1 protein-coding gene is annotated in these 344 nt (G+C 65.7%); it reads right to left on the bottom strand.

Translation table 11 applies throughout. From position 1 onward, the window contains the following. Nucleotides 1–344, bottom strand: a 344-nt coding sequence (locus AC5ZG1_RS44885; RefSeq protein ID WP_496136636.1) for a carboxyl transferase domain-containing protein, incomplete at both ends; no start/stop codon positions are given.

Genomic DNA, 344 nt, shown 5'->3' with positions numbered 1-344 from the left:
GTCGACCCGGCCGATATCGTCGAAGCTTGGCCACTCCGGCACGCCGTCGGTGTTGTTCGACGGCAGGAAGTCGATCAGCCGGCGCATCTGCAATAGCGCGTCGACGTCGTTCTCGAACGCGCCGTCGGCGATCGAGGAGCGCGTGGCGTGCACCGAGGCGCCGCCGAGTTCCTCGGCGGTCACCACCTCGTTGGTCACGGTCTTCACCACGTCGGGGCCGGTCACGAACATGTAGCTGGTGTTCTTCACCATGAAGATGAAGTCGGTCATCGCCGGCGAATAGACGTCGCCGCCGGCGCACGGGCCCATGATGACGGAGATCTGCGGGATCACGCCGGAGGCGA

This window comes from Bradyrhizobium sp. Leo78, from assembly GCF_059512425.1.
The sequence above is the reverse complement of the archived record's forward strand: the minus strand, read 5'-3'. Positions and strand labels throughout refer to the sequence as shown.